This is a genomic window from Streptomyces actuosus (genome assembly GCF_016921115.1).
GTDB classification, from domain to species: Bacteria; Actinomycetota; Actinomycetes; order Streptomycetales; family Streptomycetaceae; genus Streptomyces; species Streptomyces actuosus_A.
The window spans coordinates 16,729-29,978 of the sequence record NZ_JAFFZS010000039.1 but is presented as its reverse complement, the minus strand read 5'-3'; the positions used below and the strand labels follow the sequence as shown (position 1 = coordinate 29,978).

General features: G+C 73.0%; 10 protein-coding genes and 1 pseudogene. 6 read left to right on the top strand and 5 right to left on the bottom strand.

All coding sequences use genetic code 11. From position 1 onward, the window contains the following. Positions 1–111: 111 nt before the first annotated feature. Positions 112–1,680: a protein kinase domain-containing protein gene (locus JS756_RS30890; RefSeq protein WP_205386568.1), complete on the top strand. Its 1,569-nt coding sequence runs from the start codon at positions 112–114 to the stop codon at positions 1,678–1,680. After that, entirely contained in the window at positions 1,677–2,567 is an 891-nt protein-coding gene (locus JS756_RS30885; protein WP_205386567.1) for a hypothetical protein, read from the top strand. Before JS756_RS30890 ends, JS756_RS30885 begins: the two co-directional genes overlap by 4 nt. Before the next feature lie 511 nt (positions 2,568–3,078). Here the strand turns inward: JS756_RS30885 and JS756_RS30880 are convergent. After that, positions 3,079–4,827, bottom strand: a complete 1,749-nt coding sequence (locus JS756_RS30880; protein ID WP_240204615.1) for a SpoIIE family protein phosphatase — start codon at positions 4,825–4,827, stop codon at positions 3,079–3,081. 799 nt (positions 4,828–5,626) lie between these two features. On the opposite strand from JS756_RS30880, the gene JS756_RS30875 reads away from it, so the two are divergent. Next, on the top strand, positions 5,627–6,025 hold the full coding sequence (locus JS756_RS30875) for a DUF5994 family protein (RefSeq protein ID WP_205386565.1): 399 nt from the start codon (positions 5,627–5,629) through the stop codon (positions 6,023–6,025). Between the two features lie 165 nt (positions 6,026–6,190). On the opposite strand, the gene JS756_RS30870 is transcribed toward JS756_RS30875, so the two are convergent. The 4 genes and pseudogenes from JS756_RS30870 to JS756_RS30860 form a co-directional block, all read right to left on the bottom strand. After that, complete coding sequence (locus JS756_RS30870) at positions 6,191–6,841, bottom strand: hypothetical protein (protein WP_205386564.1); 651 nt, start codon at positions 6,839–6,841, stop codon at positions 6,191–6,193. A 105-nt stretch (positions 6,842–6,946) separates the two neighbouring features. After that, positions 6,947–7,166: pseudogene (locus JS756_RS37180) on the bottom strand (SUKH-4 family immunity protein); the annotation flags it as partial. Positions 7,167–7,258: 92 nt separating this feature from the next. Continuing rightward, entirely contained in the window at positions 7,259–8,281 is a 1,023-nt protein-coding gene (locus tag JS756_RS30865) for an MBL fold metallo-hydrolase (RefSeq protein ID WP_205386563.1), read from the bottom strand. A gap of 83 nt (positions 8,282–8,364) precedes the next feature. Next, a complete protein-coding gene (locus JS756_RS30860) occupies positions 8,365–9,297 on the bottom strand; it encodes a serine hydrolase (RefSeq protein WP_205386562.1) in 933 nt (310 codons plus the stop codon). Positions 9,298–9,503: 206 nt separating this feature from the next. Here JS756_RS30860 and JS756_RS30855 point away from each other — a divergent pair, with 206 nt between their 5' ends. The 3 genes from JS756_RS30855 to JS756_RS38130 all read left to right on the top strand — a co-directional run bounded on the left by JS756_RS30855 (position 9,504) and on the right by JS756_RS38130 (position 12,972). Next, entirely contained in the window at positions 9,504–10,475 is a 972-nt protein-coding gene (locus tag JS756_RS30855; protein WP_307791246.1) for a LysR family transcriptional regulator, read from the top strand. Between the two features lie 483 nt (positions 10,476–10,958). Further along, positions 10,959–12,650: an acetolactate synthase large subunit gene (locus JS756_RS30850; RefSeq protein ID WP_205386560.1), complete on the top strand. Its 1,692-nt coding sequence runs from the start codon at positions 10,959–10,961 to the stop codon at positions 12,648–12,650. 82 nt (positions 12,651–12,732) lie between these two features. Then, entirely contained in the window at positions 12,733–12,972 is a 240-nt protein-coding gene (locus JS756_RS38130) for an agmatine deiminase family protein (RefSeq protein WP_205386559.1), read from the top strand. Positions 12,973–13,250 lie beyond the last annotated feature (278 nt).

Sequence of the window (13,250 nt, the reverse complement as noted above, 5' to 3'; positions counted from 1 at the left end):
CGGCACAGAAGAGGCTTCCAGCCGATCCACGCAACGGGAATCAACGTCCGTCCATCCCGGCTCGGGCGACCGCGTACCGTTGCTCCGCCGGGCCGCGGGGAGCGGATCACGGTGACCACGCCTCTCGGCGCGTACCGGCTGTTGAGGGAACTCGGACCGGGCGGCGCCGCCCAGGTCTGGGAGGCCGCCGCACCCGACGGCGGACACGTCGCCCTGAAGATCTGGCAATCGCTGGGGGCGGACCCGGACGGCACACGGTCCCGCATACGGCGGGAGGCCGACCTCGTCGCCGGCATCGACCATCCCGGAGTGGTCGCGCTGCTCGACGCCCAGGTGGAGGGGGACCGGCCGTTCCTGGCGTTCGAGTACATCGACGGGCCGTCCCTGGAGGACCTGGTCCGGCGGCAGGGCCCGCTGAGCGGTCCCACGGCACGCGAGGTCGTCACGGGCGTGCTCAGAGCACTCGTCGAGGTGCACGCCGCGCCCGTGGCTCATCTCGACGTCAAACCCGCGAACGTCATCCTGGACAACGGGCCCGACGGTCTGCGACCGGTGCTCATCGACTTCGGCATCGCACGGGTGGCGGATGTCACCCACACGGCACTGACCGGGTACAGCATGCTGTTCGCCTCGCCCGAGCAACTGGAGGGGAAGACCGCGTACACCCCTTCCGACGTCTTCTCGTGGGCCTCGACGGTCTACTTCCTGGTCACCGGTCGACCCCCGTTCGGCACAGAGCCCGCCGACGCTCAGACCCGGATACGCGATCCCCGGGCACTGCCCGACCGTGAGCCCTTCACCCGGGCGCTGCAGGAGCGGGCGGTGCCGCTGTGGGAGATCCTGGTCGACTGCTGGCGCCGTGAGCCGGCATTGCGCTGGCCCCTCCACGTCGCCCCGACCCCCGGTGCGGCGATCCGGCCCACCGCCGACACCCGCGAGTTGCTCGCGGCCGTGGAGGAGGCGCTGGCCGCGCCCCTCACGACGCGCCTGCAGCGCGGGCGGATCAACCCGCGCAAGGCCGGTCCCACGACCTGGCACGAGCTGGGTGCCCAGATGAGGTCGCACCGGCGGCACGGCCAGGCGCGTATGACGGCCAGGCAGTTGGTCCATCAGCGTGAACTGCTCGGCAAGCTGGGGGCGGCACGCCTGCTGGCGTACGAGATGGGCTGGCTTCGGCCGCCGTACGACATCGTGAGCGTCATCGACCACATCACCGAGGCCAACGGCTACCTGCGTTATCTCCATGCGTGCGCCCGGGGAGGTGACGTCCTCGGCCTCACCGAGCGTCCCACCGGCAGGAAGTACCCCCTGCCGGGAGATCGGAGCGAGCAGCACGAGGACACGCCGACCGTGAAGGAACTGGAGCCGTGGGAGAAGTCGGTCTTCCCGCTGCACATCCGCAACAGCGGCAGGGTGCCGTGGCAGGACCGGTTCCTGCGGCCCGTCGCCCCGGTGACCGGCACGGAGACCGTGCCGCTGCGCGGCGCCCGGTTCCCGGTGCCGCCCACCGGTCCCGGAGAGGTGGCCGTCATGGAGATACCGGTCCGGGCACCTGGCTGGCCCGGCGTGTACCGGCAGCAGTTCAAGATGGTCGATGTCGACGGCGAGTTCTGCTTCCCCGGCCAGAACACCCTCGGCATCGAAGTCATGATCCAAGTCGTTCGCAGGGACAGATCGTGACCGGCCCAGCCGCGGGACCCGCCGGTGTCCTCCACGGTGCCCAGCCCTCTGGGCGACCACTGTCCGCGCGGCCCCCGGCGGCCGTGGAGCTGTGGGAGGGCGGCCGGTACGTCGTCGGCCGGGCGGACCGGCGGCACCGGGCCGCCGACGTGGAACGCCACCTGGCCCTTCCCAGGGGCACCCGCCGTACGGTTCCGGTCAACCTGATCGAGCTCACGGTGCACCGGGACAGGGTTCATCTGAGGCCGGTGTCCCCGCTCGCCGACGTGACCGTCGACGGACGGCTCCTGACGCCCGACGGTCTCTGGCTGCCGGGGCCCGACCACGAGATCGTCGTCGACCCGGCGGGCGCTCCTCAGATCCTCGAGCTGGCCCTGAACACGGACCGTGTGACGGGCCCGAGCCCTCCCGCCAGGCCGAGCGGCACCACTTTCGTCCCCGTGCTCAGAGTGTCCGGCAACCGTCTGCTGCCCATGGCGGTCGCCTTGTCCTGGCCTCTGGTCCCGGACGTTCGTCCACCTCGCGCGGACGGCTGGTCCACGTCGGACATCGCCAGCCGCTACGTCGAGCTGTACGGCACCGAGCCCAGGGAAGCCAGGCACACGCTGAACCGACTGCGGCAGACGCTCACCGATGCCCGCACCGAGGACGGACGGCCCATGGCGACCCTGCCCGGGGTGGCGCCGTGGCCCTGGGCGAACGATCTGGCCGACACGCCCTACAGCTCGGAGGCCGCCTTCGCCCAGGTGAAGAACCGTACGACGGCCAGGTACTTCGTGGCTGCGGGCCAGATCGTCCCGCTGCTTCGGGAAGCCCTCGACGATCGCGCCGACCCCGAGGATCCGGACCATGGACATTCCGGCATCGATCCGACACGCGACAACTGATGTCACCGCATACGGAGGCCGCGGCGACGCCGGTGGGGCCGGTTCGCGGTGCCCCCGACCCCCTGCCGACTCGCGGCCGGCCGACCCCGAGTATGCCCGCCCGGCGGCCGGCTGCGCGCACGAGCGGAGCGCCGCGGGCGCGGTTCGGGGAAGGCCGCACCGGTTGTCGCCGGACAGCCTGGCGGCGACAACCGGGCAGAGCGGGCCGTACCGGCCTCGTGCGGCGTGCGGCTCATGTCCGAACCGGTGACCCGTACGGGAGGCGGTTCGCGTGTCCGGCCCTCTCGCGGACCGGGTGCCACACGCGCGGCTTTCCAACCCGGAATCGCCCACGATCCGCCCTTCCCCGCACAGTGCCCCCAGGAGGACGGGGCTGCGCCGAGGTCTCGCGGGCGCGGGCCGGGCGGCGGAGCGTCGGCGACGCGCCCCGCGTCTCCGCCGCCCGGCCCGCCCCGCGTCCCGGTGCGTGCCGACCCCGCCGACGCGCGTGCCGCCCCCGCCGCCTCCCGGGTCAGGCCGCGGGCAGGCGCAGCGCGAGCAGGGCGATGTCGTCGGTGCTGCCGAGGGACATCCGGGCCGACAACTCGTCGCACAGGATCTCCAGCGGTTCGTGCGCGAGAGCGAGGGCATGGCGGCGCAGCCGGCCGAGCCCGGTGTCCAGGTCACTTCCGGGAACCTCGATCAGGCCGTCGGTGTAGAGCAGCAGCGTGGACCCCGGCGGCAGGGCGTGGGCCGCGCTCGGCCGGTCACCGCCGCCGAAGGGGGCCCCGAGAAGAAGCCCCTGCCCGGCCTCCAGGTACAGCGCGTTCCCGCCGGGTACCAGCAGCAGGGGCGGCGGGTGCCCGGCACTGGTCCAGTGCAGCGTCCAGGGGCCGGCGTCCGGGCCTTCCAGCCGGGCGAGGACGAGGGTGGCCATCGTCACGTTGGTGATGGCGTGCAGCGCGTCGTCGAGGCGGTCCACGACGGCTCCGGTCGGCCCGGTGCGGTCCCAGGCGAGGGAACGCAGGATGCCGTGCACCTGCGCCATGCCGGCCGCGGCGGCCAGGTCGTGGCCCACGACGTCGCCGATGACCAGGGCGAGCGTGCCGTCCCGCAGCGTGAACGCGTCGTACCAGTCGCCCCCGACCTGCGAGCCGGCCGGAGCCGGTTGATACCGGGCGGCCAGCTGGATCCGGCCGTGTTCGGGCAGCGGGGGGAGGAGGTTGCGCTGCATGGCCTCGGCGATCTCGCGCTGCCGGCCGAACCGGCGGGCGTTGTCGATGACGAGGCCGACCCGGCGGCCGATGTCGCCCGTCAGGTCCACGTCACCGCTGTCGAAGGGGCGCGCCGGATCGGTGCGCACCAGGGTGAGGGCGCCGGTGACCGGGTGTCCGGCGCCCAGCGGGACCGTGACGACCGATGCCGCGCCGACTGCTCTGAGGAAGGCGCTGTGGACGGCCGCCAGCGGGGAGTCGGGCGCCGCGTCCACGTCCGCAGGACCCTGCACGACGGGACCGCCTCCGTTGAGCACCCGGACCAGCGGCGAAGGCGCCGGCTCCGTGGCCGGTTCCGGCAGTTGGCTCTGCCAGTCCTCCTGCCGGGCGTCGCGGCCCTCGGGGCCGGTCACCGCCACGCGGTGCACCTGGTGGGAGCCGATCCGGAGGTCCACCGCCGCCCAGTCGGCGAGGCGGGGGACCAGCAGCCGGCTCAGCCGGGCGAGGGCTTCGTCCACGTCCAGGGTCTGGCCGAGCACGTCGGTGATCTCCGCGACGAGGGTCAACCGCTCCGCGAGGTCCTCCAGGGCGCTCGTGCGAGCGGCCCGTTCGGCCTGTTCGACCCGCTCCGCCCGTTCGGCGCGTTCCTGGCGGACACGGTGGACCGCCTCGGCCTCCACCACGAGGAGGACCATCCCCCGCAGCACGCCGCTCTCCGTCACCGGTGAGGCCGACCAGGAGACCGGGACCAGCCGACCGTCACCTCGCAGGCACCGGTCGTCCTCCCCGAGCGCCGAACGTCCCTCGGCCAGTGCCTGCAGGAGCGGGCAGTACTCCCGCGGGACCCGGGCGCCTCCCGGATCCCGGTGGCACAGGTCGTGCAGGTCCTGCCCGTACACCGCCGCAGCCGGACGTCCCATCAGCCGCCCGGCGGCCGGATTGAGCGCGACGACCCGCCCCGCCGGATCGATCACGGTCACGGCGGTGCCGAGTTCATCGACGACCTGCTGCCACAGATCGGGCTCCGCCGCCGACAGCCACCGCTCCCGTCCTTCCCGGGGCCTCATGTCCTCCACCATGCCGCCCTTCCCGCCACGGGCCACTGCGCCGGCCGGGGCCCGGCCCCGGCGGCGAGGCACTCCGGTGTCCCCATGGTCGCGCGGAGACAACCGCTTCGCACGCCCACGCGCGGTCCGCCGAGGCCGGCGCCACCTCACGCGACGCCGCTCCGCGGCCGGGCGTCCCGGACACCGGCCGGCCCTCCGGCCTCGGCCTTCACCCCGCGGGCGGTGCCGTCGCCGGAGCCGGGGCCCGATCCCGCGGGGCGCCGACGGCGGAGCCGGGCCCCCGCGCGGACGCCCCGTGGGCCGCGCCTCCCGAGCCGCGGGCGGCACCGGCGCGACCGAACGGACCGTGTGCCCCCTGCCCCCGCGTGGACCGCCAGGGTTCCGGCGAGTGCTCGGCGGGCAGCGCTTCTCGCGTGCCGGGTGGAGTAGGCTGAGACCGCCGGGAGTTCTCCGAGCACCGCCTCTCTCGCGGGTGCCGTTCCCGGTGATCGACTACGCCGGGCCGCCGGGGACGCGCCCGGAGACCGGGTCCGCGCCGTGCCCGACCCTCGCCCCCGCGACGTCGCGCAGCCATCGTCGGCACCATGACGCCGGTCCTGATCGCCGCCCGACTGTCCGCGAGCCGCCGTCCCCATGCCCCCGACAGGCGCATCGCCGCCTCCCCCAGGAAGTTTCCCTGACGTCTGTCGGCCGCCGGTCCGCCCGGCTCGGCCCGCCGGGCCCGACCACCACCACCACCACCACCGACCGCCGCCCGCCGGGCTCGAACCCGGTCCCACGGCAGCCGGCAGGAGCAGACATGACCACCACACTGCAGCCCCCGCCTCCCTCCCACCCCTTCCTGCGCCTGAGCCTGTCACCCCAAGGCGCGATGCCCCGGCCCATCGACGGCGCCTGGTGGCCACGCTCCTACGACCTCCTTGCCGAACTACCCCTGCTCCTGGCCGGATTGCCGCCCGACTGGGGGCACATCGCCAGCGTCACCGTCAACGGCTCGAAGTGGTCCCCGACGCCCGGCCGGATGCTCGTCTGCAACCAGGTCGTACGACTGCGCAGAACCACGAAGGCGTCCGCCGCGGACACCGTCGTCCTGCTCGCCCCCGGCCAGGGACGCCGGGATCTGGTGGTCGTCCCCCCAGACACCACCGAGCAGGCCGCGAGGCCGCTCATGCGGGCCGCGGCCGACGGCGAGGCCTGACACCGACGGGATCGAGGACCGGCCACGGGACAGCGAGGAGCTCCGCGGAGTCGGCAGCACCGCGACCGGGGCGCCGGCGGCCCGCCCGAGGCGCCGCCATGAGGGGCCCCGTCCCGACTCGGGTGTCCGGGCCGGGACGGGCAGCCGTGCTTGCCGGGCCGGGCCTCACCCGCAGTCGATGTCGGCTGATCCCCCCTGGACCACCGGATCGGTGCCCGTCCCGATGATCCGCAGGCGACCGCCGTCCCGGCCCCAGCCCAACGTGTAGGTGCCGGCCCGAACGGGCCGGTGACCATCGTCGATCGTCCAGGACCCCGACCTGCCCAGGGCCAGTCCGGTGCGTCCCACCGCGTACACCTCGCCCTGGCCGATCACGAGGAAGGACGTCTCCCGCACCACGGCCGTGCAGCCCCCCGGCCCCGCCGGGCGCAGCACGAGGTACTCCGCGTCCGAGACCAGGTCGTCGACGGCTCCCCACGCGGTGCCGAGCACAGCCGTCACGATCAGCAGGCGGTTGCCCGCCCGGACCCACGTGGTCGGCTTCTGCCGGAGCCTCGAAGCATCCGTCGGGCGGTGTGCCCGGGTGAGGGCCCGTCGGAGAGCGAGCGACAGGGCGAGGAGAACCGCGCTCACGCCCCAGCCGGGGATCACCCGCCCCTGCACGACGAGCAGGAGGCTGCTCCAACTCGCCAGGGCGGCGAGTGCCAGACCCCCGACGCCGGCCGCCCTCGACACGGCGGGCGACACCCCCGCGCTGCGTTCGGCCCGCTCGACCGCGATCTCGTGGCCGCTGTCACGCCCGTCCCGGTCGGTCAAGGCACCCCCGCCCCGAACGATGGAAGGGGCGGTCGAAGCCGATGTTCGCGCCCTCCGCCTGCCCGATCCTCGTGCGTTCGAGGGCCGCACACCCCCCGAGACAGAGTCCTCGACGTGGACGACGTCCTGGACGAGGAGCCGCAGGCCGTCGTCCTCGTCGGGCTGACGGAGCAGGAGCGTCCCGGTGGGGACGCCGACGGTCTGCGGCAGGCGGGGCGCCCTCGGTGTCCGCCGCGGCGGGTGGGTAGGCGGAGGCGGGCACGGTCGCGATCCGGTTCTCGCCGAAGACGTCGACGAGATCGCTGCGGGTGACGTCGAAGAGCACTTCCAGAACTCCGAACGCGGCGGCGGCACGAATGCCGTGGGACTCTCAGCGGGCGGAAGCCGTGGCGCCGACAGACCGTCTCCCCGGGCACGCTATTCCCTTGCGGGGCGCATGTCGCCGTCGTACACGGTCCGGTAGTCCGGGACGACGACGCGCGCTGCCGGGGACACCTTCGCGACCTGGGCGAGGAACGTGTCCAGATCCATCGCCGGGTCCGGTACGGGTGAACCGTTCAGCGGCACTTCGAAGTTGTCCCAGTGGACGGGTACGACGACGCCGGGGGTGTCCAGCGCGCGCAGCAGCCGGGGCACGTAGCGGAGGGTGGCCGTGCTGGAGGGCACGGCGATCATCGCGAGGTCGGGGCGCAGGCCACGCACGGCACGCTCGGAGAAGTCGCTGGCCCCCGTGAGGAATGCCGACGGGCCGCCGGTCCCGGCGGTCACCTGGAAGGCGAGGGTGTCGCCCTCGGGCAGGTCCGCGATGGTGCTCGGGACGGTGGCGGGTGGGGCGTTCAGCGTGCCCGGGGCGAAGTAGGAGAACTTCTTGTTGCGGCTGTGGAGGCTGGGCACGGCCTCGACGGTGATCCCCCCGAGGTCCAGCACCTCGCCGCCCTTCACCACGGAGATCTGCCCCGCGTCCACCCCCAGGGAGACCAGCAGGTGGTACGTGGTCTCGGTGCCGATCACGCGGGCGCCGGTGGTCCTGGCGATGTGCGGCACGTCGGCGAGGTGGTCCCAGTGGGAGTGGCTGACCAGGACGAGTTCGGGGCGGCCGATGTGCGCGTCGACGATCTCCGGCCGGGTCCGCAGGGGGGTCCGCGGGTCGAAGGCGCCGTCGAACAGGCCTGTGGGGAAGCGGGTGAGGTACGGGTCGAAGAGGACGGTCCGGTCGCCCACGTCGATACGCCAGCCGGCGGTGCCGAGCCAGCGGAACGACGCCGAACCGGCGGCTGGGCCGCCGCGCCGGCCGCCGTCCTCGGCCGAGGCGGCGGCGGTCGTGGCCGGGATCAGTGGGGAGGCCGCACCGAGCGCGGCACCGCGCAGCACCGTACGACGGTCGAGCCCGCGGCGGGAGGGCACGTCCGATCCGTCCGTGACACGAGTGTCCTGGTTCATGGCGTCAGCAGATCAGCGCCTGAACTGCCCTGTCCAAGACCAGAATTCGGCTCGTGTGATACGCGAAGGCATATGTGTGCCGGTCAGTGGCCGGTGCTGCCGTCCCGGAGGTGGCCGACCGCGATTTCCGCGGCTCTGCCCATCGCGGTGTCCACCGTGGGACGGGATGCGGCCAGGTCGTGGGTGCGGGCGAAGACGGCGATCGCGTAGCGCTCGCCGTCGGGGTAGCGGGCGACGCCCGCCTCCATGTGGAGCCCCGGCAGGGTTCCGGTCTTGGCGGCCACGGTGACGTCGTCCGGGAAGCCCGACACCAGGCGGTGCCGGAAGACCTGGCGCCCCATCAGGTGCCGTACGAGCGCGCAGGCTTCCGGCGGGCCGGCGGCGTCGCTCCAGACGAGCCGCAGCAGCCGGGTGATCTCGCGCGGTGTGCTCGCCGTGGTGCGGCGGGGGTCCAGTACGGCCAGCCGTCTCTTGCGGTCGTCCGGCAGGGTGGGGTAGCGGGCGGCGAACTCGCGCTCGTCGCGCGCTCCGACCTCCGCGAGCATCGACTCCAGCAGGTCTCTCGGGCCGCCCACGATCCGGGTCCGCTCCAGCCCGAGCTCCTTCGCGAGGAGCCGTACGGTGTCCAGGCCGACGCGGGCCAGCAACAGGTCGGCCGCCGTGTTGTCGCTGACCGACATCGCGAAGTGGGCCAGGTCGCGCAGCGACAGTTCGACGTCGTCCAGACAGCCGGCGGTGCCCCAGCCACCGAGCCGGTCGGCCGCGGTCACCCGCACCCGTTCCCGTGGGTCGAGCTGGCCGGCGACCACCTGCCGGGCGAACTCCAGCGCCAGGAGCACCTTGAAGATCGATGCGATCACCACAGGGGCGTCGGCGCCCACGGCGACCTCACGGGGCCGCCCCGGCCCCCCGGCGGCCTCCTCGGCGGCCCCGGCCCGTACGTTCAGCGGGAGGACGTGCAACTGCCCCTCGGCGCCCGCACCGGCGAAGACCTCCCGGATCCGTTCCTCGATCACTGCCTACCCCTTCGCCGTCGATTCGCTCCGGCCACCGGACGACGACCGGCCGGGTGACCACCGGGACGTACGGGAGCCCACTCGGCATGGGTCGGACCGCGCCTCCCACGTCTGCGGCAACGTCTCGGGGCACGGGACAGCCACGTGCCCGGGCAGCAAGATCACTACGGAGCCCCTCCGCAGCGTACTCACGTACGATCCTGACCGTGGATCTCCTACGCCACCTCCGCCTCTTCGTCACCGTGGCCGACGAACTGCACTTCAGCCGGGCCGCCGAGCGGCTCGGCATGGCGCAGCCGCCGCTCAGCCAGGCGATCCGCCGACTGGAGACGGAGCTCGGCGCAGAGCTGTTCGACCGCTCGCCGCGCGGCGTGCGGCTGAGCGCCGCCGGGGCGGCACTGCTGGAGGAGACCCGCGAACTCCTCGCCCGGGAGGAGAGGCTGCGCGCGCTGGCCCGCCGTGCCGGCGACGGCGGCCTCGGCACGCTCCGCGCGGGCGTACCGCCCGACACCACGGCCGCCGTGCTGTCCGCGCTGCTCACCGCCTGCGCGGAGCACGCTCCGGGGCTCTCCGTGGACCTGCAGGAGGTCACCACCGAGGAACAGGTGCGGCTGCTCTCCTCCGGCGGGCTCGACGTCGGGCTCGTGCACCACCCCGTCGACGCCACCGAACTGCGTCTGGGCCCCGAGGTCCCACGGGACCTGGGCGTCGTCCTGCCGCGTACCTCGCCGCTGGCCCGGCTGCCCGAAGTGGCCCTCGGCGAGTTGTCGGGCCACGACCTGGTGCTCTTCCCACGGGCCCAGGCACCCGGCTGGTACGACCGGATCCTCGACGTGTGCCGCACCGAGGGTTTCGTACCCGGCCGCGTTCGGCATGCCGCCAACCCCGAGTTCCTGCTCGCTCTCGTGACCGCGGGCCGCGGAGTCGCCTTCGACCAGGGGCCGGTGGCCCGCAAGGAACCCCGCGTCGCCTGGCGCCCACTGGCCGCCCGCCCCCTCACCCTGCGCATCAGCGGCGCCTGGCCCGTCGGTCGCGGAGCCCACCCGGCCGCCCGCCGCTTCGCGGAACTCGCGGCGGACGTCCTGGCCCGCGACCACGCGGCAACCTCAGGACGCGCGGGCGTCCCGCACCGTCCGGACGACTCCCCCCGCCCGTGGTCGGTGGTCTACGGCGCGTAGATGTGCGCCGGAGGTCCCGCGGCCCGGACGCCGCGCCCTGACGGGAGCGTCCCCTCACGGCGCGCGTACCCTCTGCGCGCCCGATCTCGGTCTGCTGGAGCACGCGTCGGTCGTCGCGGGCAGCAGCCGGGCGGGGCCCGGAGTCAGGGACGACCGGCCGAGGGCAGAGTTCCCGGCACGGACGGGAGCGCCTCCCACCCGGACCCCACCGTGCCGGACACCTTCGAGGTCGCGGTGGACGACGGCGAGTGGTGCCGCGCACGGCTGGAGGCCCAAGGTCCGCACCCCGTATGGCAGAGATTCTCCCTCACCCACCGGCTGTCCGCGGGGCCGCACCGCGTCCGCAGCCGCGCGACGGACGCGGAGGGCCGAGTGCAGCCGCGCCCGGTGCGCGCGATTCGGTGCACGAGATCGAAGTTGGTCCGTGCCCCGGTCGGCGGCCGAAGAGTGGCCGTGGCAGAAGGGCGTGCCTACGTTCGCCCCATGGGCACCACGAGCGCGACCGAGTCGCGGAAGACGCCAGCAGCGCAGGACGTCGCGCATCTCCTGGTGCGCTGTCTGCAGGCCGAGGGCGTGGAGTACGTCTTCGGGATCCCGGGTGAGGAGAACATCCGCTTCGTCGACGCGCTGAACGACTCCGGTATCCGGTACATCCTGGTGCGCCACGAGCAGGCAGCCTCGTTCATGGCGGAGATCTACGGACGGCTGACCGGCCGGGCCGGCGTGTGTTCGGCGACCCTGGGACCCGGCGCGATCAACCTGCTCCTCGGCGCCGCGGACGCCATGACCAACAGCGCTCCGATGGTGGCCCTGGCCGCCCAGGGCTCCCTGCGCCGCATCCACAAGGAGTCGCACCAGGTCATCGACCTCGTGTCGATGTTCGCTCCGGTCACCCGGTGGTCGGCCCGCATCGAGTGTCCGGACGCGGTGCCGGAGATGACGCGCAAGGCGTTCAAGACCGCTCAGAGCGAGCGTCCCGGGGCCGTGTTCCTGGCGGTGCCGGAGGACATCGAGGCGGAGAGCCCCATCGAGACCCTGAGCCCCCTGGAGATCGATACGGTGCACGCCGATGCGCCGTCGCTCTCGCAGATCGCATGGGCGGTCGAGGTGCTCACCACGGCACGGAATCCCGTCGTGCTGGCCGGCCACGGCGCCACGAGGGCCGGGGCCTCAGCCGCTCTGCTGCGGTTCGCCGAGCGACTGGACATCCCGGTCGCGACCACCTTCCACGGCAAGGGCGTCTTCCCCGACGACCACCCCAACGCCCTCGGCGCGGTCGGCTTCATGCGCCACGACTACGGCAACTTCGGCTTCGACACGGCCGACGTGCTGCTCTGCGTCGGCTACGAGATCCAGGAGTTCGACCCCGCCAAGATCAACCCGAACGGCGACAAGCGCATCGTGCACGTGCACCGCTTCCCCGCCGAGGTGGACGCCCATTACCCGGTCGCGGTCGGCGTCGAAGGTGATCCCTCGCAGGCGCTCGACGCACTCGCGGCAGCACTGCCCGACGGCCTCACCTACGACTCGCAGAGCAGCACGAAGATCCGCACGCTGCTCGACGAAGAACTCCGGTACGGACGCGACAACCAGGCATTCCCCCTGGTGCCGCAGCGTGTGGTGGCGGATGTCCGCACGGCGCTGGACCGCCACGACATCGTGCTCGCCGACACCGGCGCCGGGAAGATGTGGATGTCCCGCCTCTACCCGACCTACGAACCCAACACCTGCCTCGTCTCCAACGGACTGTCCACCATGGGCTTCGCGTTGCCGGGCGCCATCGCCGCCAAACTGGCCCGGCCGGACCGACACGTCCTGGCCATGATGGGCGACGGCTCCTTCCTGATGAACTCCCAGGAACTGGAGACGGCCGTCCGCGAACACATCCCCCTGGTCGTCCTCGTCCTCGTGGACGAGGAATACGGCCTGATCACCTGGAAGATGGAACTCGAACTCGGCCGTCACAGCCACACCCGGTTCACCAACCCGGACCTGGTCGCCTACGCCGAGAGCTTCGGCGCACGCGGCTACCGGGTCGAGTCCGCCGACCAACTGCTGCCCGCACTGCGCCGCGCCCTCGACGACGAAGGCGTCTCCGTGATCGCCTGCCCCGTCGACTATTCCGAGAACCTGCGTCTGACCGACCGACTCGGCACCCTCAGCGGCCCGTTCTGACCTACCGGACAAGAGAGCCACCGCCTCCGGCTGGAAGGCCGGCGGCCCCATCGACTGGCCTGGAGGGACCGGCCGAGCTGCTGTGTGGTGCGGCGCCGGGGCGAACCCGTCTCGGCCGTCGACCGCGAAAGGGGCGGCGACGCGCACCAGGCAGCAAGCCGCCGCCGTCATCGGTGACCCCTGCCCCGACCGCGAGATCGTCCCATGGGAGATCCACGCCGTCGTCGAAGGTGGCGGTGGCATCCACTGCGTGACCCAGCAACAACCAAAAGCCCGAGAAGGGAGATGGTTCGTGAAGCTGTTCGACTCTCGGCGAGGTTGAGGCGGGAGCGCAGACGGCGGGGCTCCGCGCGGCGACTGCTCCCTGGAGAAACTGAATCGGTGCTGGATTGCTTCTGGTTCAGCAATGGGGTGGAAGTTCACCGTGGAGAGCCGTTGACAAGCCCGTATGTCGGCTCAGGGTGAACATCACGATGTTTATCGTGTCGGCTCGGCGGGTCATTGAGGACGTCCTTTACGGTGTCGCTGCCAGCTCGGCTGTTGCAGCGACGATCCGGATCAAGGAAAGCTACCCGAATCCCCTGATCAGCGAAATGAGCC